The organism is Azospirillum sp. A29, from assembly GCF_042604625.1.
Classification (GTDB): Bacteria; Pseudomonadota; Alphaproteobacteria; order Azospirillales; family Azospirillaceae; genus Azospirillum; species Azospirillum palustre.
The window spans coordinates 624288-649542 of the sequence record NZ_CP170463.1; the positions used below are offsets into that span (position 1 = coordinate 624288).

The following is a 25255-nucleotide window of genomic DNA, read 5'->3' on the forward strand; positions in this document are numbered from 1 at the left end:
GCGACCAACCATATGCCTCACGACCGCTCTCGACGATAGCCATCATCCGCCTTTCCGGTGACCGAACAAAGCGGCGGGAACGCCCCCGCACGGGGAGGGAAAGCGTCCCCGCCGGTGGCGTCAGCCCCTGGCCGGCGCGGCGATGGCCTCTTCAAGGTCGCGGTACTCCTCGCATCCGGTGCCGCAGATCGAACGGATCGCCGCCAGCTGCTCCCACGCCAGATCGGAGCGCCCCTTGAGCATGTAGGCTTCCCCGAGATATTCCCGGACCTTGGCGTAGGAGGGGTCGGCAGCCACCGACTTCAGGTAATAGCCGATGCCCTCGTCGACGCGGCCCAGCTTGCGGGTAGCATAGCCGCGGTAATTCAGCACGACCGGGCTGTCCTGATTGCGCGCCGTCGCGAGGATGTCCAGCGCCTCCCGATAGCGCTCCGCCTTCGCCAGCGAATAGGCGTAGTCGGCTATGTTGTCGTCGGTGAGGTTGGCACCGCTCTGCTTCACGCATTGCTTGGTTTTCTTGTCATAGACCTCCCCCGGCTTGCAGGTTGGGGTGGTGTCGTCGCCCATGGCACGGGCGGAGACGGAAGCCAGCAGGCCGGTGCCGAGAACGGCGGCGCACAGCAGGCCGGCAAGGACGCTGCTTCCAGCCTTGGCGTAAACTCTCTTCATGACTTCTCCTGGAATTCGGGGGGACGGTTCGCCGTATCGCGGCGCTGGCGGACAACACGCCACCCCCGGCGGCTATTCGGTCGCAGATAAGTTTTTTCGGGCCCTCAGCGGCAGCGAATAGACGGCCCCACCGGCGTGTTCCCCACCCGCCGCGCCGCCAGCATCCCGCTTGCGACCGCGATGTCCTGAATGGAGCCGCCCCCCGTGTTCCCACCCGTGGCTTTGCTTGGCTTGGGCCTCGGCCTGCCGCCCCATGTCCTGTCCCAGGAGGAGGCCGCCCTCCTCACCACCCGCATCTTCGGCGACCGGCTTGCCGGCTTCCCCCAGTTCGAGCGGGTTTTCGCCAACACCGGCATCGCCCGGCGGCACTGCGCCCGTCCGGCAGACTGGTACGCCGCCCCCCATGGCTGGAGCGACCGCATGGGCGCCTACCGGCAGGCGGCGGAGTCCCTGTTCGTCCAGGCGGCGAGCGCGGCCCTGGCGGATGCCGGCGTTGCTCCGGCGGAGGTCGATTGCGTGGTCGTCTCCTCCTCGTCCGGCTTCGCAGTGCCGAGCCTGGAAGCGCAGCTCGCCGAAGCCATGGGCTTCCGGCCCGACATCGAGCGGCTGCCGCTGTTCGGGCTCGGCTGTGCCGGGGGCGTGGCGGGACTGGCGACCGCCGCACGGCTGGCGGCGCCCCCCGGCCGCACCGTGCTGTTCGTGATCATGGAGCTGTGCAGCCTCGCCTTCCGGCAGGATGACGGCAGCCGCGCAAATCTGGTGGCGACCGCCCTGTTCGGCGACGGTGCCGCCGCCTGCGTGCTGCGCGGCGGTGCGGAAGAGCGCACCTTCGCCGTCATCGACGGTGCCGGCCAGCATCTGTTCCCACGGTCGCGGGACATCATGGGCTGGCGCATCGACGATGGCGGTTTCGGCATCGTGCTGTCGGCGACGCTGCCGCAATTCCTGCAAACCCATCTCCGCCCCGCCCTTGCCCGGCTGCTCGTCCAATGCGGAGTGGAAAAGGATCAGATCGGCCGCTTCATCTGCCATCCCGGCGGCACCCGCGTGCTGGCGGCGCTGGAAGAGGTGCTGCGGCTGGAAACCCGCAGCCTCGACCATGAACGGGCGGTGCTGGCCGATCACGGCAACATGTCCGCCCCCACGGTGCTGTTCGTGCTGGACCGGGCGCGCCGGGCGGGGTTGCCGGACCGGGCGGCGCTTCTGGCGCTCGGCCCCGGCTTTGCCGCCAACCTGATCACGATGCGGCGGGGTCCACAATGACGGCGCAGGCCATGACAGCTCCGATCATCGTCATGCTGCTGGTGACGGCGCAGCGCCTCAGCGAACTGGTCATTGACCGGCGCAACCGCGCGGCGCTGCTGGCCCAAGGTGCGCGGGAGCATGGGCGCGGCCATTACCCGGTGATGGTGCTGCTACATGTCGGGTGGCTGGCCGGCCTCTGGGATGCCGCACTGGGAGGCCCGCTGCGGATTCCGGGAACGGCGGGCATCTTACCCGTCAAGCCGGTCTGGCTGGCGGTCCTCCTCGCCATGCAGACGCTCCGCCTCTGGGTGCAGGCGACGCTGGGGCGGCGCTGGACCACCCGGATCGTCGTGCTCGACGGAGCGCCGCCGGTCCGCACCGGCCCCTACCGCTTCACCAACCATCCCAACTATCTGGCGGTCGCGGTGGAGATCGCCGCTCTTCCGCTCGCCTTCGGCATGTCCGGCTACGCCCTTCTCTTCTCCCTCCTCAACGCGGCGATGCTCGCCGTGCGAATCCGGGCGGAGAACAGGGCGCTCGGTCGAAGACAGAACGCCGCTCTCCGCGCCGGCTAAGACAATTTGTGGGCACAGGGTTTGATTTGACGCAATGCCGCAACGCGGCAAAGGGGTCTATCCTTGGATCTGGTGGTCGATCTGGTTGACGCGTTGCCCTCCACCCCGACGGCGCCGCTTCCCGGCGCCCCTTCCCCCGCCCAACGGGGGAAGGCCGGGTGGGGCTTCTTTCCGCAACGTCGCCGTCGCCCGCTCCATCTTGCACGGTTTCCATCCTGCCCAACCGGCCGGAGTGACCATGTCCATTCAGTCTTCCGCCGAAACACCATCCGCCGACCGTTCGTCCGCGCCGGATCCACAGCGGGAACCGGGACAGGTGGTCGCCGTCCGTGGTTCCGTCATCGACCTGCGCTTTCCCGAAGCGGCCCTGCCGCCGCTGTTCGAGGCGGTGGAGATCCTGTGGGACGGTCCTGAGCGGCTGGTGGCGGAAGTGCAGAGCCATCTGGACGCCCGGACCGCCCGCGCCATCGCCCTCCAGGGCACCTCCGGCCTGCAGCGCGGCACGCCGGCACGCCCCACCGGCGGCCCGTTGACCGCCCCGGTGGGGAAGGCGGTGCTCGGCCGTCTGCTCGACGTGATGGGGCTTGCGCGCGACGACGGGCCGGAGCTGCCGCCAGACACACCGCGCTCGCCGATCCACCGCCCGCCGCCGCCGCTGGCCCGCCGCAGTCCGCGCCGCGACCTGATGGAAACCGGCATCAAGGTGATCGACCTGCTGGCCCCGATGGCCCGCGGCGGCAAGGCGGCGATGTTCGGCGGCGCCGGGGTCGGCAAGACCGTGCTGGTGATGGAACTGATCCGGAAGATGGTGGAGCGCCACACCGGCATCTCCGTCTTCGCCGGCATCGGCGAACGGTCCCGCGAGGGGCAGGAGCTTTGGGAGGAGATGAAGCGGTCCGGCGTGCTGGGTCGCACCGCGCTCGTCTTCGGCCAGATGAACGAGCCGCCGGGCGCGCGCTGGCGCGTCGGCCTGACCGCCCTGACCATCGCCGAGCATTTCCGCGACGAGGAGATGCTGGACGTGCTGCTGCTCATGGACAATGTCTTCCGCTTCGTTCAGGCCGGTGCGGAGGTGTCGGGCCTGCTGGGCCGCCTGCCGTCCCGCGTCGGCTACCAGCCCACGCTGGCCAGCGAGATCGCCGAGCTTGAGGAGCGCGTCGCCTCCACCCCCGGCGCCGTGGTGACGGCGATCCAGGCGGTCTATGTCCCGGCCGACGATTTCAGCGATCCGGCGGTGGCGGAGCTGTTCAGCCATCTCGACAGCTCCATCGTGCTGTCGCGCGCCATGGCGGCGGAAGGGCTCTATCCGGCGGTCGACCCGCTCGGCTCCACCTCCAGCCTGCTCGACCCGCTGGTAGTGGGCGAGGCGCATTACCGGCTGGCGGAGGAGGTGCGCAAGACCATCGCCCATTACCGCGAATTGCAGGACGTCATCGCCTTGCTGGGAATGGAGGAGCTGAGCGCCGCCGACCGTCTGGCCGTGCGCCGCGCCCGCCGTTTGCAGCGCTTTCTGACCCAGCCCTTCCTGGTGACGGAGGCCTTCACCGGCCATGGCGGCGTCAGCGTGCCGCTGGAGGAAACGCTGAAGGGATGCCGCGCCATCCTCGACGGCCAGTGCGACGACTGGGCGGAGAGCGCCTTCTTCATGACCGGCACCCTGGACCAGATCCGCGAGCGCGACCGCGCCGGGAGGACGGGATGAACGACCTCTCCCTCATCGTCACAACTCCAACCTCCGTCGCCGCGAAGCTCACCGGCATCCGGCATCTGCGGGCGGAGGATGCCAGCGGCGCCTTCGGCATCTGGCCCGGCCATGCCGATCTGCTGACCGCCCTCGCCATCTCCGTCATCAGCTGGCGCACCGCCGACGGCCGGGAAGGCCATTGCGCCGTGCGCGGCGGGGTGCTGACCGTCCGCGGTGGCGCGCAGGTTGCCGTCGCGACGCGCGAAGCGGTGCCGGGCGACGACCTGCGCGCGCTGGAACGCGACGTGCTCGCCCGCTTCCGCCGGACTGTGGAGGAGGAGGGGGAGGCCCGCTCCGGCGCCCGCCGCATGCATCTGGCGGCGGTCCGCCACATCCTGGCCTATCTGCGGCCGGACCGGCGCCCCACGGGTCCATTCGCACCCACCACGGACGGCGGGGAGGACAGACCATGACCGACGACAAGGATCCGCTTCCCGGCAGCGTCCGCCGCCACCGTGAACGGCAGGAGCATTGGCAGCGCGAGGGGGAACGGCCGATGGGCCGCAACCTCGCCCTGATCGGAGCGCTCGGCTGGCTGGTGATCGCCCCGACCCTGGCCGGGCTGTTCGCCGGACGCTGGCTCGACGAACGGGCCGGCGGTGGGATCTTCTGGACGGCGGCGCTGCTGGTCGCGGGCGTCGCGCTCGGCGGATGGCTCGCCTGGAACCGCATCGAACAGGAACGCTGACATGACAGTGCCGCCCTATCTGCTCCCGATCGTCGTCGGGGCCCTGGCCGGCCTGACGTTCGGCACCCTGTTCTTCCGCGGGCTGGCGGCGACGGCGCGGCTTTATGTGGTGGGCGGGGTGCGGCAGGCGATGCCGCTCTATCTGTTGCGGCTGGCCGGCGCCACCGCCGGCTTCACCATCGCTGCGGTCTGGGGCGGGGCGGAGGCATTGCTGGCGATGCTGGCCGGTTTCCAGCTGGCGCGCAGCGTCGTGGTCCGGCGCGAGCGGCGGATGCTGGAGGGAGCGCCGGAGGGGCCGCAGGAGAGGATGCCATGACCGAGTCCCCGCTGACGACGCCGGTCGTTTTCCTGCTGGGCCCGGTCCCGGTGACGCTGCCGGTCGCCCTCACCTGGGGACTGATGGCGGCGATGGTGCTGGGTTCCGCACTGGCAACCCGGCGGTTGCGGGTGGAGCGGCCCGGCCCGGTCCAGACCGTGCTGGAACTGGTGGTGGAAACGCTGCGCCGGCAGATCGCCGAGACGATGCAGACCGACGCCACCCCTTTCCTGCCGCTGCTGGGCACACTGTTCCTCTATCTGGCGGTCGCCAACCTGTCGGGGCTGGTGCCGGGGCTGAAGGCACCGACTGCCTTCCTGGAGACGGCGGCGGCGCTGGCGCTGATCGTGTTGCTGGCATCGCAGGCGCTGGGTATCCGCCGGCGTGGCCTGTGGAACTATCTGAAGGGCTTCGCCCACCCCACCCCGCTTCTGCTGCCGCTAAACATCCTGTCGGAGCTGACGCGCGCCTTCTCCCTGTCGATCCGCCTGTTCGGCAATGTGATGAGCGGGGAGTTCGTCATCGCCATCGTGCTGTCGCTGGCCGGGCTGTTCGTGCCGGTGCCGCTGATGGCGCTGGAGCTGCTGCTGGGCCTCGTCCAGGCGTACATCTTCACCATTCTCGCCGCGGTCTTCATCGGCGGCGCTGTCGGAACCATCGAGAAAGGGTAGGAACCATGGATGTCCATGCCATCAGCATCCTGGGTGCGGCACTGGCGGTGTCGGTCGGCGCCATCGGTCCGGCGCTGGCCGAGGGCCGTGCCGTCGCCGCCGCGATGGAGGCCATCGCCCGCCAGCCGGAGGCCGCCAACACCCTGTCGCGCACCCTGTTCGTCGGTCTGGCGATGATCGAGACGATGGCGATCTACTGCCTCGTCGTGGCGCTGCTTCTGCTGTTCGCCAATCCGTTCGCCTGAGTGCTGCAACCCTCGAGGTCCGTCATGCACATCGACGGTTGGACCCTTCTGCTCCAGGCGGTCAATTTCCTGATCCTGGTCTGGCTGCTGCGCCGCTTCCTCTACCGGCCGGTCCTGGCGGTGATCGCCGAGCGGCAGGCCGCCACCGAGCGCGTCCGCAGCGAGGCCGAGGCCGCGCGTCAGGCCGCCGAAACCGCGCGCCAAAGCCTGGAGGACCAGCGCACCGCCCTGCCCGCCGAACGCGACCGCCTGATCGCCGCCGCCCACGCCGCGGCGGAGGCCGAACGCACCGCCCTGCTGGACAAGGCGAGGGGCGAGGCCGACCATACGCTGGAGGAGGCGCGCAGCCGTCTGGCCGAGGAGCGGGCGCAGGCGCTGGAGGCTTTGCAGCGCCATGCCGCCGATCTCGGCATCCGTCTGGCGACCCGGCTTCTATGCGACGCTCCCGCCGCCGCCTTGACCGTCCCGCTTCTGGACGAGGCCTGCGCGGCGGTGGAGGGGTTGAGCGCGCCCCAGCGCCATGCCTTGGCCGACGGGGCCGACCCGGTGCCGGTGCGGCTTGCTGCCGCCGCCCCGCTGCCGGAAGGCGACACCGCCCGGACACGCGACCGGCTGGCGGCGGCGCTCGGCCGGCCGGTGGCCTTGGAGTTGGTCGAGGACTCGTCGCTGATCGCCGGGGTGGAGCTGCATTTTGCCCACAGCGTCGTCCGCCGCAGCTGGAAGCAGGCGCTGGCCGAGGCGAAGGAGGAGATGACGCGTCATGACTCCGCAAGACACAGTGCCGACGCCGTCGCTTGAGGAGGCGCTCGACGCCTGGATGCCGGGCACGCTGCGCCGGCTCGATGGGCTGGAGACGGCTGCGCGGCTGGAATCGGTCGGGCGCGTGGAGTCGGTGGGCGACGGCATCGCCCATGTCTCCGGCCTGCCCGATGTCCGGGTTGACGAACTGCTGCTGTTCCCCGGCGGCGTCGCCGGGCTCGCCATGGATTTGGACGGGCAGATCGGCTGCGTCCTGCTGGGCGATGCTGCGGCGGTCATGGCCGGCGGCACCGTCCACGGCACCGGGACGGTGCTGCGCGTGCCGGTCGGCGACGGGCTGATGGGCCGGGTGGTCGATCCGCTCGGCAACCCGCTCGACGATGGCCCACCGGTGGAGGCCGAGCGCTGGGAGCCGGTGGAGCGCCCCGCCCCGACCATCGCGGAGCGGGCGGCGGTGTCCGAACCGCTGCTGACCGGCACCGCGGTGGTCGACGCCATGTTCCCGCTCGGCCGCGGCCAGCGCGAGCTGCTGATCGGCGACCGCGCCACCGGCAAGACCGCCATCGCGGTGGACGCCATCCTCAACCAGACGGACGGTGACGTGTTCTGTGTCTATGTCGCCATCGGCCAGAAGGCGTCGGGCGTCCGTGCGGCCATCGAGGCGGTGCGCCAGGGCGGGGCGGCTGCGCGTACCCTGTTCGTCATCGCCGCCGCCGATTCCGCCCCCGGCCTGCAATGGCTGGCCCCCTATGCCGGCTTCACCATGGCCGAGCATTTCCGCGACAGCGGCCGCCACGCCCTGGTCATCGTCGACGATCTGAGCAAGCATGCGGCGGTCCACCGCCAACTGTCGCTTCTGCTGCGCCGCCCGCCGGGGCGGGAGGCCTATCCGGGCGACGTGTTCTACCTGCACAGCCGCCTGCTGGAGCGTGCCGCCAAGCTCAGCCCGGCCAGGGGCGGCGGGTCGCTGACGGCGCTGCCCATCGCCGAGACCCAGGGCGGCAACCTGTCGGCCTACATCCCGACCAACCTGATCTCGATCACCGACGGTCAGGTCTGCCTGGACACCAAGCTGTTCTACGAAGGGCGGAAGCCGGCGGTCGATATCGGCCGCAGCGTGTCGCGCGTCGGCGGCAAGGCGCAGCCGCCGGTGCTGCGCACCCTGGCCGAACCGCTGCGGCTGGACTATGCCCAGTTCCTGGAACTGGAGGTCTTCACCCGCTTCGGCGGTCTGGTGGACGAGCGGACCCGCAAGGCGGTGGCGCACGGCCAGCGCATGCGCGCCCTGCTGGCCCAGCGCCACCTGTCGCCCCGGCCGCTGGCGGTCCAGGCGGCGCAGTTGCTGGCGCTCGCCGACGGCACGCTGGACGGGCTGCCGCTGGAGGCGATCCAGCGTTTCCAGGCGGCACTGGCCGGGCTGGTCGCCGCCCGCCCGCCGAAGATCGGCGAGGCGCTGGACGACGCCACCAGAACCGCTTTGCGCGACCTGATCGCCCAGGCCGCCGCCCAAGCCGCCACCGCCGGGCTTGGCGGAGAGACGGGCGGAGGGACGCCATGAGCGAGCGGCTGGCCGATGTCGAGGCCCGGCGGGCCAGCGTGCAGGAGCTGGAGGCGGTGACCGACGTCATGCGCTCCCTCGCCGCCATGCGGCTGCAGCAGGCGCTGGGCACACTGGCCGGAACCCGCGCCTATGCCGAGGTCATCGCCGGGGCGCTGGCCCAGGCGGCGGCCCTGCTGGACGACGCGCCGGTCCAGTGGCCGGCGGACGGGCAGCACGGTCATTCGGCGCTGGTGCTGTTCGCGCCGGAGCATGGCTTCGTCGGCGCTTTCGCCGAAAGGCTGGTCGACGCCGCGCTGGCCGCCCCGGACGGCTGCGCGCTGTGGGTGGTGGGCCTGCGCGGCGCCGCCCTGCTGGAGGAGCGCGGACGCCCGCCGGAGTGGAGCACGGCGATGGCGACCAACACCGATGCCGTCACCGCCACCACCCGGCGCATCGCCGATACGCTCTACCGCGCCGCCGCGGAGGGGCGGCTGGGCCGGGTGGAACTGCTCTATGGCCGGACCGAGGGCGGTGCGCCGCCGGAACCGGTGCGCCGGCCGCTGCTGCCGCTCGGGCTACCGCGGGACGGTGCCCGGCCGGTGCCGCCGTTGATCAACTTGCCGCCGCGCGAGCTGATCGCCCGGCTGGTGGACGAGTATGTCTTCGCCCTGCTGGCCGATGCCGCGATGGAGAGCTTCGCTGCCGAGAATGCGGCGCGCCTGTCCACCATGATGACGGCCCGCCACAACATCGAAACCACGCTGGACGGGTTGACCGCCACGGCCCGCCACCTGCGCCAGGAGCAGGTCACCAATGAGCTGATCGAGCTGGTTTCGGGTGCGGAGGCGATGGGGTGACGCGACCGCTACGCCAAGTCCCTTCTCCCCCCTGGGGAGACGGTTAGGATGAGGGGGTTCGGCGGAGCGGAAGAGATCCTCGCCATGCGTCCCCCTCACCCCGACCCTCTCCCCGGGGGGGAGAGGGGGATGCAGGCGGATTTCGTGAATGCCACCAGCAGTTCCGCGGTGACGAGGGCGGCGATCACCTCCGGCCGCTTGTCGCCGGTCAGCGCGGCGCCGATGGGACAGGTCAGGCCCGCCAGCGCGTCCACCTCCCGCCCCCGCGCCCGGAACCATCGCTCGAACTTCGCCCGTTTCGTTGCCGAGCCGATCATCCCGACATAGGCCGCATCGCCGCGCCGCAGGGCCGCCTCGGCGATCTCGAAGTCCAGCGCGTGGCTGTGGGTCAGCACCAGATAGCCGGACCCGGACGGCGCGCCGGCCAGCGGGTCGAGCGGGCTGTCGGTCAGGATACGCTCCACCCCCGCAGGGATCGTTTCGGGAAACTCTTGCGCCCGGCCGTCGATCCACAGCAGGCGCAGCGGCAAGGGTGCGAAGGCGGTCGCCATGGCGCGTCCGACATGGCCGGCGCCGAACAGCAGCAGGGTCGGCCGCGCCGCCCGCGCCCGGCGTTCGAGTTCCTCCAGGGCGGCAACGGTGCCGGCATCGGCGCGCTCCAGCCGCAGCACCACATGCCCGCCGCAGCACTGCCCGGTCGCCGGTCCCAGCGGAAGGTCGAGCGTTTCGGCGGCGCTGCCATCGTCCAGCATCCGCCGCGCGGTGGCGATGGCGGTCCATTCCAGCCGGCCGCCGCCGACGGTGCCGGCACAGGCCTCCCGCCCGACCAGCATGCCGGCCCCTTCCTCCCGCGGGGTGGAGCCGCGCGCCTCGGCGACGGTGACGAGGATGGCGGGGGCGCCTTGGGACAGCCAGTGCGAGAGGGTGGCGGAAAGTGGCTTCATGGTTGGGAAGACGTAGCCCGCTCCCGCAGGGCGGCGATGCAGGCGAGCACGCGTTCCGGCGTGGCCGGCGCATCCAGCCGCGGACAGAGGCGGTGCCCGGCGAGGCTCGCCACCGCGTCGGACAGGGCGTGGAGGACCGACATGCCCAGCATGAAGGGCGGTTCGCCCACCGCCTTGGAGCGGAAGATGGTGTCCTCGCGGTTCGGCGCGTTTTCCAGAAGCGCCACGTTGAAGATGCGCGGGCGGTCGGAACAGGCCGGGATCTTGTAGGTGCTGGGAGCATGGGTGCGCAGGCGGCCCTGCCCGTCCCACCACAGCTCCTCTATGGTCAGCCAGCCCATGCCCTGGACGAAGCCGCCCTCGATCTGGCCCCTGTCGATCGCCGGGTTCAGCGACCGGCCGCAATCGTGCAGAATGTCCACCCGGTCGACGACATATTCGCCGGTCAGCGTGTCCACCGTCACCTCGGCGCAGGCGGCGCCGTAGGCGAAATAATAGAAGGGCGTGCCGCGCCCGGCCGCGCGGTCCCAATGGATCTTCGGCGTCTTGTAGAAGCCGGTGGCCGACAGCTGCACACGCGCCATATAGGCGGCGCGGACCAGATCGGCGAAGCTCATCTCGCGGTCGCCGACCAGCACCCGGTTGCGCTCGAACCGCACCGCGTCCGGCGTGACACCCCAGTTTTCCGCCGCGAAGGCGACCAGCCGTTCCCGGATGCTCCGGGCCGCCGCCTGGGCCGCCTTGCCATTGAGGTCGGAGCCGGAGGAGGCCGCGGTGGCCGAGGTGTTGGGCACCTTGCCGGTGTTGGTGGCGGTCGGGCGGATGGTGGCGATGTCGACCTGGAACTCCTCCGCCACCACCTGGGCAACCTTGGTGTAGAGCCCCTGCCCCATCTCGATCCCGCCATGGTTCAGCTGGATGCTGCCGTCGGTGTAGACATGGACCAGGGCGCCGGCCTGATTGTAATGGCTGGCGGTGAAGGAGATACCGAACTTCACCGGCGTCAGCGCCAGCCCCTTGCGCAGGATGCGGCTGCCGGCGTTGAAGGCGCGGATCTCTTCCCGCCGCCGCCAGTAGTCGCTGCTTTCCTCAAGCTGCGCCACCAGTTCGGGCAGGATGTTGTCGGTGACGGTCTGGTGATAAGGCGTCAGGCTGCGGCCGTCCGTCTCCGGATCGCTGCCGTAGAAATTCCGCTTGCGGATCTCCAGAGGGTCCTTGCCCAACGCATGGGCGATCTCGTCGATCACCCGCTCCGCCGCCACCATGCCCTGCGGGCCGCCGAAGCCGCGGAAGGCGGTGTTGGACACGGTGTTGGTCTTCAGCGGCAACGACTGCAGCCGCGCCGCCGGATAGAAATAGCCGTTGTCGGCGTGGAACAGCGCACGGTCGGTCACCGGGCCGGACAGGTCGGCGGCATAGCCGGCGCGGGCGGCGAACAGCATGTCCACGCCCTGGATCAGCCCGCTGTCGTCGAAGCCGACCCGATAGTCGATCTCGAAATCATGGCGCTTGCCGGTGATCTGGAAATCGTCGTCGCGGTCGGGGCGCAGCTTGGCGGCGCGGCCGGTTCGGCCGGCGACCAGCGCGGTGCAGGCGGCGAACAGGTTCGACTGCGTTTCCTTGCCACCGAAGCCGCCGCCCATGCGGCGCACCTCGACCGTCACCGCGGCGCTGGGCAGGTTCAGCACATGGGCGACGATGTGCTGGACCTCCGTCGGGTGCTGGGTGGAGATATGGATCAGCACCTCGCCATCCTCGCCCGGCACCGCCATGGCGATCTGGCTTTCCAGGTAGAAATGCTCCTGCCCGCCGATGGCGAGCCGGCCCTCCACTCGGTGCGGCGCCGCGGCCAGCGCCGCATCGGCATCGCCGACCCGGAGATTCATCGGCGGGGTGACCAGCGTCCGCTCTCCGTCGCGGGCGGCGGCGATGGTCAGGATTGCCGGCAGATCCTCATACTCGATCACCGCCAGCCTGGCGGCGCGGCGGGCCTGGTCGCGGGTTTCGGCGGCGACGGCGAAGATCGGCTGGCCGACATGCTCGACCAGGGATGACGCGAACAGCGGCTCGTCATGCTTGCCCATGCAGCCGATGTCGTTGACCCCCGGCACGTCTTCGGCAGTGAAGACCGCCACCACGCCGGGGGCCTGCCTGACCGGCGACAGGTCGATGGCGCGGATGCGCGCATGGGCCCGGCTGCTGAGGCCGAGATAGAGATGGAGCAGGCCGGCCGGCTCGGCGATGTCGTCGACATAGACCGCCTCGCCGCTGACATGCTTGTGGGCGCTCTCGTGCCGGCGGGAGTCGTGGACGGCGCCCTGGATGCGGTCCGGGGTGGGGGCTGGGGCGAGGGGGGTCCTGATGTCAGGCGCCATGGAATCAGGCATGTGCAAGCCTCCGGTCGCCGACCAGACGGGTCTCCGCCGCCGGGTCGCTGGTCTCGACATACAGCTTCATCAGCAAATTCGCGGCCACGGCCGACCGATAGCCGGCACTGGCCCGCCAGTCGGACAACGGCGCGTAGTCCCCCACCAGCGCCTCCATCCCCAGCCGAACGCTGTCCTCGGTCCAATGGCGGCCCAGCAGCACCGCTTCGGCCCCGGCGGCGCGTTTGGGCGTGCCGGCCATGCCGCCAAAGGCGATGCGGATGTCCGCCACCCGGCCCTCGCCGTCGAGCGTCAGGCGGAAGGCGCCGCAGACGGCGGAGATGTCCTGGTCGAAGCGCTTGGCGATCTTGTAGGCACGGAACCGCTCCCCCGCCGCCGGCTTGGGCAGGATCACCGCCTCGACGAATTCGCCATCGCGGCGGTCCTGCTTGCCGTATTCGAGGAAGAACTCCTCCAGCGCCAGTTCTCGCGTCCCCTCGCCGCGCCGCAGCCGCAGGGTGGCGCCGCAGGCGATCAGGGCCGGCGGCGTGTCGCCGATGGGGGAGCCGTTGGCGATGTTGCCGCCGATGGTGCCCATGTTGCGCACCTGCTCCGCCCCGATGCGGCGGATCAGCTCGCCGAAATCCGGATAGAGCGCGGCGATCCGCTCCGCCGCGTCGCTGTAGGTGACGCCGGCGCCGATCACCAGCGCGTCGCCGCGATCCTCAATCCGCCGCAGGGCGCGGACCCGGCCGGTGTGGATCACCGTTGCCAGCACGCGCTGGAACTTGGTCACCCACAGCCCGACGTCGGTCGCCCCGGCCACGATGGTGGCGCCGGGGTTGTCGAGCAGAAGCTGCGCCAGCTGCGGCACCGTGGCAGGGGCCAGGAAGCGGCGTCCGCCGGAACCGACGCTGAGGATTTCCTCGTCGCGCAGGGCCTTCAGCTTTTCCGCCATGGCGGCGCGGTCGGCAAAGCGGTCGCTTTGGCGGTCGCCGATCTCGTACATGGCGTGGGCGGCACGGACGATGGGCTCGTAGCCGGTGCAGCGGCAGAGGTTGCCGGCCAGCGCGTCGTCGATGCGCTGGCTGTCGGGCCGGGCTTCATTCAGGTACAGCGCCAGCAGAGACATGACGAAGCCCGGCGTGCAGAAGCCGCATTGCGAGCCGTGGCAATCGACCATCGCCTGCTGAACCGGGTGCAGCGCGCCGTCCGGTCCCTTCAGATGCTCCACCGTCAGCAGCCGGCAGCCATCCAGCGTGGCGAGGAAGCGGATGCAGGCGTTCACCGCCTCGTAGCGCAGGGTGTCGCCGTCCAGCCGCCCGACCACCACGGTGCAGGCGCCGCAATCGCCCTCGGCACAGCCTTCCTTGGTGCCGACCCGCCGTTCCGACAGCCGCAGCCAGTCGAGCACCGTCAGGGTGGGATCGACCGCGTCGATCTCCCGAAGCTCGTCCCCGAGATAGAAGCGGAGGCGCTGGCGCATGGCTGCTCCCGATGAACTGGTGACGATGTGACGCAGTATTTCACTGACGTTAACTCTGTCACCAGATCGGCAGCGCGGGAAAGAGTTTCAAACGATTTGCAAAAGAGCGGCGTTGCGCGGGACTCCTCGGGGACGATGCGGACCGCATCCGGCGGGGGCCGGTGGGAGGGGTGGAACAGCGTGGAACGGTTTCCGGCGGCTGTTCCATCTGCCGCCTACCGGTGGCGCGGCAGAGCGGTTGGGCAAGGCGACAGCTTATAAGCCCTCTCCCCCCTGGGGAGAGGGTTGGGTGAGGGGGGCAGCGCGGACGGAACGACCGCGCCAGGGGATTGCCAAGGGGCAGCATGCCCCTTGGCGGCGCGCGGATCGCGCGCCGGCCCCCTCACCCTCCCCACGCCTGCGGCGCGGGTCCCCTCCCTCTCCCCGGGGGAGAGAGGGCGATCCGCCGTCTGCTCACATAGTGCACCGGGAAGGTCGTCCTCGAGTTCGGGGACGAGCTGACGGTCCGGTTGCGTGGTTTGCCGTTTTGAGGCTGGGGCATCGAGACTGGCGAACAGCCCCAGCTTCTCGGCCAGCCAGCGCACGGTGGAGGGATCGCCGGAGGAGACCAGCCGTTCGATCTGCTCGACGACCAGACTGCGCAGCGAGGACAGGCGCAGGTCGGCCTCGCGGTTCAGCGCCTGTCGCTCCCACCAGACCCTGTGACGAAAATCCTTGGAGCCGTAATAGGCCCGCCAGAGCGTGGTGCGGCTGCATCCCATGGCGCGGGCGACATAGAGGAAGCTGCTGCCGCGCGCCAGCATGCCGGCGGCCATGATCCATTGTTCCTCATGGAACTGCGAACCGGGAACCAGCGAGCCCTCCGACGGCACCGGCGGCTCCTCCGCCCAGCGGGGGAAATTGTCGTTCTGGAAGGTACGGCTGTCGAGGGGCATGGGGTCGCTCCGCAAGCTGGTGGGACGTTTGCGGAGAGGTTATAGGATTTTAATCCTTTGTCGGCGGACTTTGTGCAAAAACACGGAGCGAGGCGGCATCTCTCCACGGCAGGGGCAATGGTGTTTGGCAGTCGGATCGAATGGCTTTTACCTTCCCCGTGAAGGCGCACGAGCGCCGGCGCAAGGCGATCAAGCGGCCCGGCTTGAGATCGCCGGCTACACCCCTTTCCGGGCGGACAATGATGCCCAGACCGGCCAATTCCCAATCCCGGATGACGGCACCGTCATTGCCGCCGAGGGCCGGTCGGAACCGGAGGGTGACCTGCTCGCCATGAGAGCCGCTAAAACGCCAAAGGGACTTGCCCGGGTCGGAATTCACCTTCCGCCCCGGTAGCCTCCGAGGTCGGCAACTCCCCGCAGGCGGCTTGACAGCACCCGACACGGCGACACAGCCTCGCTGATGCCTGCCGCCGGAGAGCGGGAACCGCCCATTGCGGATTGGTGGAGGTGCTCATGCCCGTCCGACCCGCCATGCAGGGCCGCCAATATGACAACACCCCGGCGGGAGTGGAGAGGAAACGATGATCAGAGGAACGCAAGGGTACGGCGACAACGCGCCGGCACTGGCCGAACAATATGAGAGCATCACATTTGAAGTCGTCCACCAAGAGGTGATGCATCTCTTTCCGTCCCCGCCCGCGCGGGTCCTCGACGTCGGGGCGGGGTCGGGTCGCGACGCCGCCGCGCTCGCCGCGCGCGGCCACAGGGTCGTCGCTGTGGAACCGACCGATGCGCTTCGACAGGAGGGATTGCGCCTCCATGGCGGAAAGCCCATCGACTGGATCGACGACCATCTTCCTGACCTCCTGCAGCTTCATCGTCGAAAGGATCGCTTCGACCTCATTCTTCTGACCGCCGTGTGGATGCACTTGGACCTTCAGGAGCGGCAAACGGCGATGAAATCCCTGGCGGGACTCCTCGATGCCAATGGCCGGATCAGCATGTCACTGCGTCACGGTCCGGTTCCCGAAGGGCGGAGGATGTTCGAGGTCTCGGCAGATGAAACAATCGAACTTGCGAGGTTGCACGGGCTCGACGCTGTCCACGTTGCAGAGCGCAACGATATGTTGGGGCGAACCGACATCCGCTGGAGCTTCGTCGTTCTTGAGACGCGGACATGACCGTGGCCCGATACAGCCCAGCCAGGCCGGAGGGGAGCGCCGCGACCTGCCGGTGGTGGTGGCGCCCGACTCGGCAACCGCCGACGGAATGCGGAATGACGGGCGGCAACCGGAACGCGGCCGCTCCCTGATCCTCCGTGCGGTTCACGCTTCGGACGATGCCGTCTGAAGCGATCGCGCTCTACGCATTCCCCTCCGGCGTCATCCCGGCCAATCCCCCGGCCGCGCTGCCGGCGGCGCGCACCGACGCCCCAGCGCCGCCTGCGGCGCGCACCGACGCCAAGGTCAGCGCATGCCAATAGAGGTCCAGCAGGGCCGCCGGCATGCCGCCCTGCTCATGGCCTTCCATCGGCAAGATGGCGGCGGCATGGGCCAGCGCCGCGGTGGCGGCATTCGGGCTGCGCGAGACGGCATCGCCCAGCAGCCCCAGCGTCTGGCCCAGCGCGGCGGCGTCGAAGCGCAGCAGAGCGGGCGGCACGGTGATCTGTGCCTCGCCACCGCGCAGGCGGCCGACGGCGATGTAGACATGCAGCAGGTCGGGCCGCTCCTCCGGCCGCAGCAGGGCGGCGACGATGCGGTTGCCGGTCAGCGGGCCGGTGCCGTCGAACTCGTACATCGTGGCGCGCTCGCCCTGGCGGGTGGCGGCGAGAGCGGCGAGGCGGGCGGTCAGCGGCTCGCCCGCGCGGCGGTTGGCCTCGTCGAACAGAGCGGGATGGTTGCCGCCCTCGCTCAGCACCACCAGCGGCGCGTCGGTCGCGGCGGCGGCGGCCAGCAGGCGGGCCAGCACGGCGAAGGGATCGCCGCCCGGCGCATCCGCCTCTGCGTCCAGCAGGCCGGCGCCACGGCGCAGCATGGCCTCGGCGAAGCTGATGTCGTTGTCCATGGCGGATCCCTTTCCCGTCCGAAGGCGCCCTTTTTAGGCCGGGGCGCCCTCTCCGCTCAATGGTATCCGAAGGCCCCCGTCACCTTTCCGCGGAAGACCCAGTAGGAATAGGCGGTGTATCCCAGGATCGACGGGATCAGGAAGGCCATGCCGACCAGCAGGAACACCTGCGTCTTGGGCGGCGCCGCCGCCTCCCACACGGTGACGCCGGGCGGGATCAGATGCGGCCACAGGCTGATGGCGAGGCCAAGGTAGGACAGGGCGAACAGCGCCATCGACAGCACGAAGGGCGCGACCTCTCTGCTGTTGTCGATGGCCCGCCACAGGGCCAAGGCCAGCACCGCGGTGACGATGGGCACCGGCGCCAGGAAGAACAGGTTGGGCAGCGAGAACCAGCGCTCGGCGATCTGCGGCAGCAGGAAGGGCGTCCACAGGCTGACCGCCGCCACGCCGACGAGAACCACCAGCATCAGCCGCCGCGCCATGCGGAAGCACCAGTCCTGCAACGGCCCGATGGTCCGCCAGATCAGCCATGTCGCGCCGAGCAGGGCATAGCCGACCACCAGCGCCGCCCCGCAGAACAGCGCGAAGGGGGAGAGCCAGTGCAGCATGCCGCCGACGAACTGCCGCTCATAGACCGGGATGCCCTGGATGAAGGAGCCGAGCACGACGCCCTGCGCGAAGGTGGCCAGCAGCGACCCGACGAAGAAGGAGCGGTTCCACCAATGCCGGCCCGCCCGCGCCTTGAAGCGGAACTCGAAGGCCACGCCGCGGAAGATCAGGGCGATCAGCATGACCAGCAGCGGGAGATACATCGCCGGCAGGACCACGGCATAGGCGATGGGAAAGGCCGCGAACAGGCCCGCCCCGCCCAGCACCAGCCAGGTCTCGTTGAAGTCCCAGACCGGCGCCACCGTGTTCATCATGGTGTCGCGGTCCTCCTCCGTCGGGGCGAAGGGGTAGAGGATGCCGATGCCGAGGTCGAAGCCGTCCATCAGCACATACATGAACACCGCGAAGCCGACGATCCCGACCCAGATCAGGGTCAGCAGGCTTCCTTCCGCAATTTCCTGCATGGGGCTTACTCCGCGGCTTCGATGGAAGGATCGGCGGCCGACAGCGGGCGCTTCGGGCTCTGCGCCTCCGGCGGCTGCCGGGCGTCATGGACATGGGCCGGGCCGGCGCGCAGCAGGCGGATCAGGTAATAGGTGCCGGCGCCGTAGATGATGGTGTAGGCGACGACGAAGGAGACCAGCGAGACCAGCGCCGCCTCCACCGTCAGCGACGGGGTTACCGCATCGGCGGTGCGCAGATGGCCGTAGACGACCCAGGGCTGGCGCCCGATCTCGGTGGTGAACCAGCCGGCCAGGATGGCGACGAAGCCGATGGGCATGCAGCCGACCAGGATGCGGTTGAACCAGTCGCTGCTGTAGAGCCGGCCGCGGACCCTCAGCACCAGATGCACCGCCGCCACCGTCAGCATCAGGAAGCCGATGCCGACCATCAGGCGGAAGGTCCAGAAGACGATGCGCGGGTCGGGCCGCTCGTCGGCCGGGAACTGCTTCAGGCCGGGGACGCTGCCGTTGAAGTCGTGGGTCAGGATCAGGCTGGACAGGGCGGGGATGCCGATCTCCAGACGGTTGGTCTCCGCCTCCACGTCGGGGATGGCGAAGAGGACCAGGGGGGCGCGCGGACCGCCTTCCCAATTGCCTTCCATCGCCGCGATCTTGGCCGGCTGATGCTCCAGCGTGTTCAGCCCATGCTCGTCGCCGAGGAAGATCTGCAAGGGGGCCAGCACGGTGATGAGGGCGAGCGCCATGCCGAGCCCCAGCCTTGCATGGTCGAAATGCCGGCGCTTCAGCAGGTAGAAGGCGCTGATGCCGGCGACGACGAAGCTGGTGGTCAGGAACATCGCCGTCACCATATGGGCGAGGCGATAGGGGAAGGACGGGTTGAACACCACCTGCCACCAGTCGGTGACGAAATAACGGCCGTCCTTGATCTCGAAGCCGGCCGGGGTGTGCATCCAGCTGTTGGCCGACAGGATCCAGAAGGACGACAGCAGCGTGCCCAGCGCCACCAGACAGGCCGCCATCAGGTGGATGCCGCGCGGCACCCGGTCGCGCCCGAACAGCAGGATGCCAAGGAAGGCGGCCTCTAGGAAGAAGGCGGTCACCACCTCGTACTGGATCAGCGGACCCAGCACGTTGCCCACCGTGTCGGACCAGCGGCTCCAGTTGGTGCCGAACTGGTAGGACATGACGATGCCCGACACCACGCCAAGCCCGAAGGACAGCGCGAAGATGCGGGTCCAGAACTCCGACAGGCTGCGATAGATGCCCTTGCCGGTGCCGACCCACAGCGCTTCCAGCAGCGCGATCCAGCAGGCGAGCCCGACCGTGAAGCTGGGAAACAGGATGTGGAAGGAGATCGTGAACGCGAACTGAATCCGCGACAGGATCAGCGGGTCGAGGTCCATGGCCGCCGCCTCTTGTGTTGGGGCGCGATGACACGCCGACACCGGGTGGAGGCCCGGCGCCGATGTGGCAGGAGGCGATGTAGACTGGACGACTGCCGCGGAAAGGGGGACTAGTCTTTCAGTCTTAAACCCGACAGCACAAGGGATTATGGAGCCGCCATAGCGATCCGTCCGTCGATTTGTGTTCGACCGCCGGAACCAGTCGATGAGGTGGCCGTTCGCCCCGTGAAGCTCGACACCATCGAACCCAGCGCCGAGCCTCAAGGGAGAGAAGAGAGCCGATCAGGCCATCGACAGTTCCCCTCTCACACAACGTCGATGTCGAGGAAGTCGATGGCAACCGCCACGCGCTCACGCAGGGGCAGGTTGTTCTCGCCGATCGCGTATACGCGCCGCTTGGTCGGGAAGACGAAACCGCCGAACGTCCTGTGTTCCGTCGCATAATTGGCGCTCGACGTCCCGCCCAGGACATCGGCGCTGTAGTCATGACGCTGAAGAATCCCCGAGGCATCGAAATAGAAGGTCTGCTCGGTCGAGTGCGTCTCGATGCCCGACGGGAACGTCACCGTCAGACGGCGCCACGTCTCCCCCTCTTCCGTCACCCAGGGTTCGACCTCCTCGCTCCTGACCCCCGGGAGCTTGAAGAGAAAGGGCGTGGTCAGGTAGGTCCACATGGCGTAGCCGCTGAAGTAGATCAGATGCTGGGCATCCCACGGCGTCGTCAGGGTATGGCCCTCGAACGCCTTCCTCGGTTCCTCACGCTGCTCGACGACCTCCCCGCCATCGGTCAGGATCGCCGTGCGCGCGGCGTCGAATAGCGTGTGCCGGCCAGCCTGGGCGAAGGGCGAATATTCGGTGTGCTGCCTGTGAGGGTCGATCGAGACCTGAGCGTCCTTGAACACGTCCGGCCATCCCTTGAGTTGCCAGACGCCGCCACCAATCGAGACATGCGCGCTCACCGTCCTGAGCGTCTGCCAGCGGTCCCAACCGCCATGCGCTGAAACCGCGAGGTCCAACAGGTCACTCATTCCATGCCTCCGTTTTCGACACGGGCATCCGTGCCGAATGGTTTAACTTTGCAACCTCTCGACATCTGACCGAAATGGTTTAACTTTGCAACCCTATTGATCGCGGCGAACGGAGAACCGAATGAAGGGCAAGCGCAAGGACCTGGGGCAGGCAAACTGCGGGATCGCACGCTCCCTTCAGGTCATTGGCGATTGGTGGTCGCTGCTGATCGTGCGCGAAGCATTCGGAGGAAAGCAGAGATTTGGCGAGTTTCAGAAGAGCTTGGGGCTTGCGAAAAATATCCTTTCAAGCCGTCTGAAGAAATTGGCCGACAATGGAATATTCGTCATCGAACCGGACCCGGACTCTGCGCTCAGTCACCTTTACGTGCTCACCCCGAAGGGGGAGCAACTCCACATCATCCTCGTTGCACTCTGGCAATGGGGTGAGGAAAACTGCTTCGAGTCCGGTGAACTCGACGTTGCGATGGTCGACAAGCCAAACGGACAGCCACTCGCCAAACTACTGTTGATGGCGCAGGACGGTCGCGCTCTCGGCTCCCGCGATTTCCGGCTTGCTCCAAGGCAGGAGCCTGGGCTTTCCGCGCGGCCCGCCCGACGGTAGCCTCCGTCCAGAGGCGCCCGCCCGGAAGGCGGCGGCGACACCGCCCAGCGGTCAGTGGGGCGGATAGACCGCCGTGATGCCGGAAATCACCGTCTGCGCCGCCAGTGCCGCCAGCACGATGCCCAGCACCCGGCTGACCGTGTGGATCACCGTGCGGCCGAGCAGCCGCCCGACCCGGTCGGCCCCCAGCAGGATCAGCGTCACTCCGCCGATCACCGTCGCCGCCGCCCCCAGGACGCTGATCTGGCCGGCAGCCGTGGTGCCGACGCGGTCCATCAGCAGCAGGATCGAGGTGATGGCGCCGGGCCCGGCGATCAGCGGCACCGCCAGCGGGAAGACGGCGATGTCGTGCGCGTCCTCGTCGGTCATCGCCTCGCCGGTGTCGCGCTCCTTGCGCTCGGAGCGCTTGGCGAACAGCATCTCGAAGGCGATCCAGAACAAGAGCGCCCCGCCGGCGATGCGGAAGGCCGGCATCTCGATGGACAGCGTTTCCAGCACGACCTTGCCGAAATAGGCGAAGAAGACCAGCACCACGAAGGCGATGGCGGTGCCGCGCAGCGCGATGATCCGCTTGTGCCGGTCGTCGAAGCCGCGGGTCAGCGCGATGAACAGCGGCACCAGCCCCGGCGGATCGACGACGACGAAAAAGACGACGAGGTTGCTGATGTAGTCCGACAAAGCGGGCTCCAGCCTTTTGTGATCGTGGATTGGGCGGCGGCGATCATAGGCTCGGCGGTGCGGAGTGTCACGCCTCCGCCAGCGCACCGGCGAACTGCTCCACCCCCTGCACGCCGGCCGGGGTCAGGGCATAGGTGCCGCGCTCGACCCGCTCGAACCAGCCATAGACGTTGCGCAGCAGCATCGGCCCGACATCCTTCGGCGCCCCGGCCTTGCGCAGGTCGGCGACGGTCAGCGGCCCGCCGCGCAGCAGGCGGGCGATGCGCAGCGCATCCTGGCGGTAAGCGGTGACGATGGCGACGCGGGTGGAACCGCCGCGGTTGGGATCGCCGACCCGGCGGGCATGCTCGCCGAGCAGGCGATGAGTGCGCTTCTTATCCTTGCGCGGGGTGTAAGGGATGGGGTCGAGCAGCACGGCGACCTGCCGCCCCTCGGCCAGACCCGGATCGACCATCAGCAGGCCGAGCCCCAGCCGGCGGCAGAGTTTCTTCACATCGCTGTCGAGCGGAGACGGCCCGGTCGCCTTGCGCCCTGGCTGCGGCACCGCAAGATACACGCTGTCGCTGACCGCCAGCCGGTCCACCCCCTGGAGCACGAGGTCGAGGGTGAAGCGCTTTTTCAGCTCGACGATCACCGGCGGCTCGTCCCCGCGCGTGGCGACGATATCGCAGCCGCGGATCTCCGCCTTCACGTCATAGCCCTGGGCTTCGAGGAAGGCTTTGACGGGGGCGTAGAGGTCGGTTTCAGCGGTGACGGTCATTCGCCGAGGGACCGCGAATCCGCCTCTCCCCCCCGCTCACGCGCAAACTTCGTTTGCGCTGACGCGACAGGCGGATCGAAGATCCGCCGAAAGCGGGGAGAGGTCGGCCGGCATCGCCGGCCGGGTGAGGGGGGCGGACCCTCGCCCGCTTGCGGGAGAGGGTGGCTGCGCAGCAGCCGGGTGAGGGACTGCGCGATACTAGAGGGATCCTCGAAGTGGTTCCCCCTCACCCCGACCCTCTCCCCGGGGGGGAGAGGGGGATTAGAATAGGCGTTTACCGTCGCCGAAGAGGCCGTGCTTATCGACCCACTCATCGTAAGCCTTGAAGGCTTCACGGTTTTCCTCAGTCCAGCGTTGCTTCTCGGCTTCGGTCATACGCGCTCGCTTGCGGTGTGCGCAAGCCTCCGAAGCCGAAGAGCCGTGCCGATCTTCGGACGACATCACGCCGCCGCCCGCTGCTTGCGCAGGATGCCCAGGATGTCCGACGCCGCCTTCGGGATGTTGGTGCCCGGACCGTAGATGGCCGCGGCACCCGCCTTGTAGAGGAAGTCGTAATCCTGCGGCGGGATCACGCCGCCGCACACCACCAGAATGTCGCCGGCGCCCTGGCGGCGCAGCTCCTCGATCAGCTGCGGCACCAGCGTCTTGTGGCCGGCGGCCTGCGACGACACGCCGATGACGTGCACGTCGTTCTCCACCGCCTGCCGCGCCGCCTCGTCCGGGGTCTGGAACAGCGGGCCGATGTCGACGTCGAAGCCGATGTCGGCGAAGCTGGTGGCGATCACCTTGGCGCCGCGGTCGTGGCCGTCTTGGCCCATCTTCACCACCAGGATGCGCGGCCGGCGGCCTTCGTCGGCCGCGAAGGACGCCACCTCCTCCTGGATCTTTTTGAAGCCCTCGTCGCCCTCATAGGCCGAGCCGTAGACGCCCGACACCGAACGGATGACGGCGACATGGCGGGTGAAGGCCTTCTCCAGCGCGTCGGAGATCTCGCCGACGGTGGCGCGGGCGCGGGTGGCCTCGACCGACAGGGCCAGCAGGTTGCCGGTCTTCGCCGCAGCGGCCTCGGTCAGCGCCGCCAGCGCCGCCTGGCATTTGGCCTCGTCGCGGGTGGCGCGGATCTGCTTAAGGCGGGCGATCTGCGCCTCGCGGACGGCGGTGTTGTCGATGTCCAGCACGTCCACCCCCTCGGGGTTCTCCGGACGGTACTTGTTGACGCCGACGATCACCTCCTCGCCGCGGTCGATGGCGGCCTGACGGCGGGCGGCGGCCTCCTCGATCAGCAGCTTGGGCATGCCGCTCTCGACCGCCTTGGTCATGCCGCCCATCTCCTCGACCCGGCCGATCAGCTCAAGGGCGGCGTTGGCGAGGCTGTGGGTCAGATGCTCGATGTAGAAGGAGCCGCCGAGCGGATCGACCACCTTGGTGACGCCAGCCTCCTCCGCGATGATCAGCTGGGTGTTGCGGGCGATGCGGGCCGAGGTCTTGGTCGGCAGGCCGAGCGCCTCGTCGAAGGCGTTGGTGTGCAGCGACTGGGTGCCGCCCAGAACCGCCGCCATCGCCTCGATGGTGGTGCGGATGACGTTGTTGTAGGGGTCCTGCTCGGTCAGCGAGACGCCGGAGGTCTGGCAATGGGTGCGCAGCGCCAGCGAGCGCGTGTCCTTCGGCTGGAACTTCTCCTGCATCAGGGAGGACCAGAGCAGGCGCGCGGCGCGCAGCTTGGCGATCTCCATGAAGAAATTCATGCCGATGGAGAAGAAGAAGGACAGGCGCGGCGCGAACTTGTCCACGGCCAACCCCTTCGACATCGCGGCGCGGACATATTCCAAACCGTCGGCGATGGTGAAGGCCAGCTCCTGCACCGCCGTCGCGCCGGCCTCCTGCATGTGGTAGCCGGAGATCGAGATCGAGTTGAACTTCGGCATGTGCTGGGAGGTGTACTCGATGATGTCGGCGATGATCCGCATCGAGGGTTCGGGCGGGTAGATGTAGGTGTTGCGGACCATGAACTCCTTGAGGATGTCGTTCTGGATGGTGCCGCTCAGCTTGTCCTGGGAGACGCCCTGCTCTTCCGCCGCGACGATGTAGCCGGCCAGGATCGGCAGAACGGCGCCGTTCATGGTCATCGACACCGACATCTTGTCGAGCGGGATGTCGGCGAACAGGACCTTCATGTCCTCGACGCTGTCGATGGCCACGCCGGCCTTGCCGACATCGCCGACGACGCGGGGATGGTCGCTGTCATAGCCGCGGTGGGTGGCGAGGTCGAAGGCCACCGACAGGCCCATCTGGCCGGCCTTGAGGTTGGCCTTGTAGAAGGCGTTCGACTCCTCCGCGGTGGAGAAGCCGGCATATTGCCGGATGGTCCAGGGCTTCACCGCATACATCGTGGCGCGCGGTCCGCGGGTGAAGGGGGGGAAGCCCGGCAGCGTGTCCAGCTCCAGCCCTTCCAGATCGGCGGCGGTGTAGAGCGCCTTGACGTCCAGCCCCTCCGGGGTCTTCCAGACCAGCTTGGAAATGTCGCCGTCGGCGCCGAGATCCTTGGCGGCCAGCTTGTCCCAGTCGGCAAGGGTCTTCTGCGGGAACTCGGTCATCGACGCCT

General features: G+C 69.0%; 26 protein-coding genes and 1 pseudogene. 13 read left to right on the forward strand and 14 right to left on the reverse strand.

What is annotated here, in order from left to right; genetic code table 11:
- Positions 1–120 precede the first annotated feature (120 nt).
- Complete coding sequence (locus ABNQ38_RS11380) at positions 121–669, reverse strand: tetratricopeptide repeat protein (protein WP_377806945.1); 549 nt, start codon at positions 667–669, stop codon at positions 121–123.
- A 204-nt stretch (positions 670–873) separates the two neighbouring features.
- Here ABNQ38_RS11380 and ABNQ38_RS11385 point away from each other — a divergent pair, with 204 nt between their 5' ends.
- The 11 genes from ABNQ38_RS11385 (at position 874) to ABNQ38_RS11435 (ending at position 9309) form a co-directional block, all read left to right on the forward strand.
- Entirely contained in the window at positions 874–1932 is a 1059-nt protein-coding gene (locus ABNQ38_RS11385) for a type III polyketide synthase (protein ID WP_377806947.1), read from the forward strand.
- A gap of 11 nt (positions 1933–1943) precedes the next feature.
- Complete coding sequence (locus tag ABNQ38_RS11390; protein ID WP_377806948.1) at positions 1944–2489, forward strand: isoprenylcysteine carboxyl methyltransferase family protein; 546 nt, start codon at positions 1944–1946, stop codon at positions 2487–2489.
- 238 nt (positions 2490–2727) lie between these two features.
- Positions 2728–4191 (forward strand): F0F1 ATP synthase subunit beta, encoded by a 1464-nt coding sequence (gene atpD / locus ABNQ38_RS11395; protein ID WP_377806950.1) that lies wholly within the window; start codon positions 2728–2730, stop codon positions 4189–4191.
- A complete protein-coding gene (locus tag ABNQ38_RS11400; protein WP_377806951.1) occupies positions 4188–4646 on the forward strand; it encodes a F0F1 ATP synthase subunit epsilon in 459 nt (152 codons plus the stop codon). Before atpD ends, ABNQ38_RS11400 begins: the two co-directional genes overlap by 4 nt.
- Positions 4643–4921 (forward strand): AtpZ/AtpI family protein, encoded by a 279-nt coding sequence (locus ABNQ38_RS11405; RefSeq protein ID WP_377806952.1) that lies wholly within the window; start codon positions 4643–4645, stop codon positions 4919–4921. The genes ABNQ38_RS11400 and ABNQ38_RS11405 overlap by 4 nt, the downstream gene beginning before the upstream one ends.
- A 1-nt stretch (position 4922) precedes the next feature.
- Entirely contained in the window at positions 4923–5237 is a 315-nt protein-coding gene (locus ABNQ38_RS11410) for an ATP synthase subunit I (RefSeq protein WP_377806953.1), read from the forward strand.
- Complete coding sequence (locus ABNQ38_RS11415; RefSeq protein ID WP_377806954.1) at positions 5234–5908, forward strand: F0F1 ATP synthase subunit A; 675 nt, start codon at positions 5234–5236, stop codon at positions 5906–5908. Before ABNQ38_RS11410 ends, ABNQ38_RS11415 begins: the two co-directional genes overlap by 4 nt.
- Before the next feature lie 5 nt (positions 5909–5913).
- On the forward strand, positions 5914–6153 hold the full coding sequence (locus ABNQ38_RS11420; RefSeq protein WP_012977203.1) for a F0F1 ATP synthase subunit C: 240 nt from the start codon (positions 5914–5916) through the stop codon (positions 6151–6153).
- A gap of 24 nt (positions 6154–6177) precedes the next feature.
- Positions 6178–6951 carry a hypothetical protein gene (locus ABNQ38_RS11425; RefSeq protein ID WP_377806955.1) on the forward strand — a complete coding sequence of 258 codons (774 nt, stop codon included), beginning with the start codon at positions 6178–6180 and terminating at the stop codon, positions 6949–6951.
- The gene (locus ABNQ38_RS11430) at positions 6914–8470 is read left to right on the forward strand and encodes a F0F1 ATP synthase subunit alpha (RefSeq protein ID WP_377806956.1); all 1557 of its coding nucleotides are present in this window, start codon (positions 6914–6916) and stop codon (positions 8468–8470) included. Before ABNQ38_RS11425 ends, ABNQ38_RS11430 begins: the two co-directional genes overlap by 38 nt.
- The gene (locus ABNQ38_RS11435; protein WP_377806957.1) at positions 8467–9309 is read left to right on the forward strand and encodes a FoF1 ATP synthase subunit gamma; all 843 of its coding nucleotides are present in this window, start codon (positions 8467–8469) and stop codon (positions 9307–9309) included. Before ABNQ38_RS11430 ends, ABNQ38_RS11435 begins: the two co-directional genes overlap by 4 nt.
- A gap of 95 nt (positions 9310–9404) precedes the next feature.
- Here the strand turns inward: ABNQ38_RS11435 and xdhC are convergent, their stop codons facing one another.
- From xdhC to ABNQ38_RS11455, 4 genes are all read right to left on the reverse strand, one after another.
- Positions 9405–10253: a xanthine dehydrogenase accessory protein XdhC gene (gene xdhC, locus ABNQ38_RS11440; protein ID WP_377806958.1), complete on the reverse strand. Its 849-nt coding sequence runs from the start codon at positions 10251–10253 to the stop codon at positions 9405–9407.
- Positions 10250–12640, reverse strand: coding sequence for a xanthine dehydrogenase molybdopterin binding subunit (gene xdhB, locus ABNQ38_RS11445; protein WP_377806959.1), 2391 nt, complete (start codon positions 12638–12640; stop codon positions 10250–10252). The genes xdhC and xdhB overlap by 4 nt, the downstream gene beginning before the upstream one ends.
- Positions 12633–14105, reverse strand: coding sequence for a xanthine dehydrogenase small subunit (xdhA, locus tag ABNQ38_RS11450; protein ID WP_377806960.1), 1473 nt, complete (start codon positions 14103–14105; stop codon positions 12633–12635). Before xdhA ends, xdhB begins: the two co-directional genes overlap by 8 nt.
- 215 nt (positions 14106–14320) lie before the next feature.
- Positions 14321–15040, reverse strand: a complete 720-nt coding sequence (locus tag ABNQ38_RS11455; protein WP_377806961.1) for a hypothetical protein — start codon at positions 15038–15040, stop codon at positions 14321–14323.
- A 581-nt stretch (positions 15041–15621) separates the two neighbouring features.
- Here ABNQ38_RS11455 and ABNQ38_RS11460 point away from each other — a divergent pair.
- Positions 15622–16221: a class I SAM-dependent methyltransferase gene (locus ABNQ38_RS11460; RefSeq protein WP_377806962.1), complete on the forward strand. Its 600-nt coding sequence runs from the start codon at positions 15622–15624 to the stop codon at positions 16219–16221.
- Between the two features lie 181 nt (positions 16222–16402).
- Here ABNQ38_RS11460 and ABNQ38_RS11465 read toward each other — a convergent pair whose 3' ends face one another.
- The 5 genes and pseudogenes from ABNQ38_RS11465 to ABNQ38_RS11485 all read right to left on the reverse strand — a co-directional run bounded on the left by ABNQ38_RS11465 (position 16403) and on the right by ABNQ38_RS11485 (position 20611).
- Positions 16403–17104 carry a hypothetical protein gene (locus ABNQ38_RS11465; protein WP_377806963.1) on the reverse strand — a complete coding sequence of 234 codons (702 nt, stop codon included), beginning with the start codon at positions 17102–17104 and terminating at the stop codon, positions 16403–16405.
- 56 nt (positions 17105–17160) lie between these two features.
- Positions 17161–18180 carry a cytochrome d ubiquinol oxidase subunit II gene (gene cydB / locus ABNQ38_RS11470; RefSeq protein ID WP_377806964.1) on the reverse strand — a complete coding sequence of 340 codons (1020 nt, stop codon included), beginning with the start codon at positions 18178–18180 and terminating at the stop codon, positions 17161–17163.
- A 5-nt stretch (positions 18181–18185) separates the two neighbouring features.
- The gene (locus ABNQ38_RS11475; RefSeq protein WP_377807416.1) at positions 18186–19583 is read right to left on the reverse strand and encodes a cytochrome ubiquinol oxidase subunit I; all 1398 of its coding nucleotides are present in this window, start codon (positions 19581–19583) and stop codon (positions 18186–18188) included.
- A 159-nt stretch (positions 19584–19742) separates the two neighbouring features.
- A pseudogene (locus ABNQ38_RS11480) lies at positions 19743–19847 on the reverse strand (hypothetical protein); the annotation flags it as partial.
- A 41-nt stretch (positions 19848–19888) separates the two neighbouring features.
- Positions 19889–20611 (reverse strand): hypothetical protein, encoded by a 723-nt coding sequence (locus tag ABNQ38_RS11485; protein WP_377806965.1) that lies wholly within the window; start codon positions 20609–20611, stop codon positions 19889–19891.
- A gap of 121 nt (positions 20612–20732) precedes the next feature.
- Here ABNQ38_RS11485 and ABNQ38_RS11490 point away from each other — a divergent pair, with 121 nt between their 5' ends.
- Positions 20733–21215, forward strand: coding sequence for a winged helix-turn-helix transcriptional regulator (locus ABNQ38_RS11490; RefSeq protein WP_377806966.1), 483 nt, complete (start codon positions 20733–20735; stop codon positions 21213–21215).
- A 51-nt stretch (positions 21216–21266) separates the two neighbouring features.
- Here the strand turns inward: ABNQ38_RS11490 and ABNQ38_RS11495 are convergent, their stop codons facing one another.
- The 4 genes from ABNQ38_RS11495 to scpA form a co-directional block, all read right to left on the reverse strand.
- Complete coding sequence (locus ABNQ38_RS11495; protein WP_377806967.1) at positions 21267–21893, reverse strand: MarC family protein; 627 nt, start codon at positions 21891–21893, stop codon at positions 21267–21269.
- A gap of 67 nt (positions 21894–21960) precedes the next feature.
- Positions 21961–22653, reverse strand: a complete 693-nt coding sequence (locus ABNQ38_RS11500) for a DUF2161 domain-containing phosphodiesterase (RefSeq protein ID WP_377806968.1) — start codon at positions 22651–22653, stop codon at positions 21961–21963.
- Positions 22654–22914: 261 nt separating this feature from the next.
- On the reverse strand, positions 22915–23094 hold the full coding sequence (locus tag ABNQ38_RS11505) for a type II toxin-antitoxin system CcdA family antitoxin (RefSeq protein WP_377806969.1): 180 nt from the start codon (positions 23092–23094) through the stop codon (positions 22915–22917).
- On the reverse strand, positions 23094–25247 hold the full coding sequence (gene scpA / locus ABNQ38_RS11510) for a methylmalonyl-CoA mutase (protein ID WP_377806970.1): 2154 nt from the start codon (positions 25245–25247) through the stop codon (positions 23094–23096). The genes ABNQ38_RS11505 and scpA overlap by 1 nt, the downstream gene beginning before the upstream one ends.
- Positions 25248–25255: the final 8 nt, after the last annotated feature.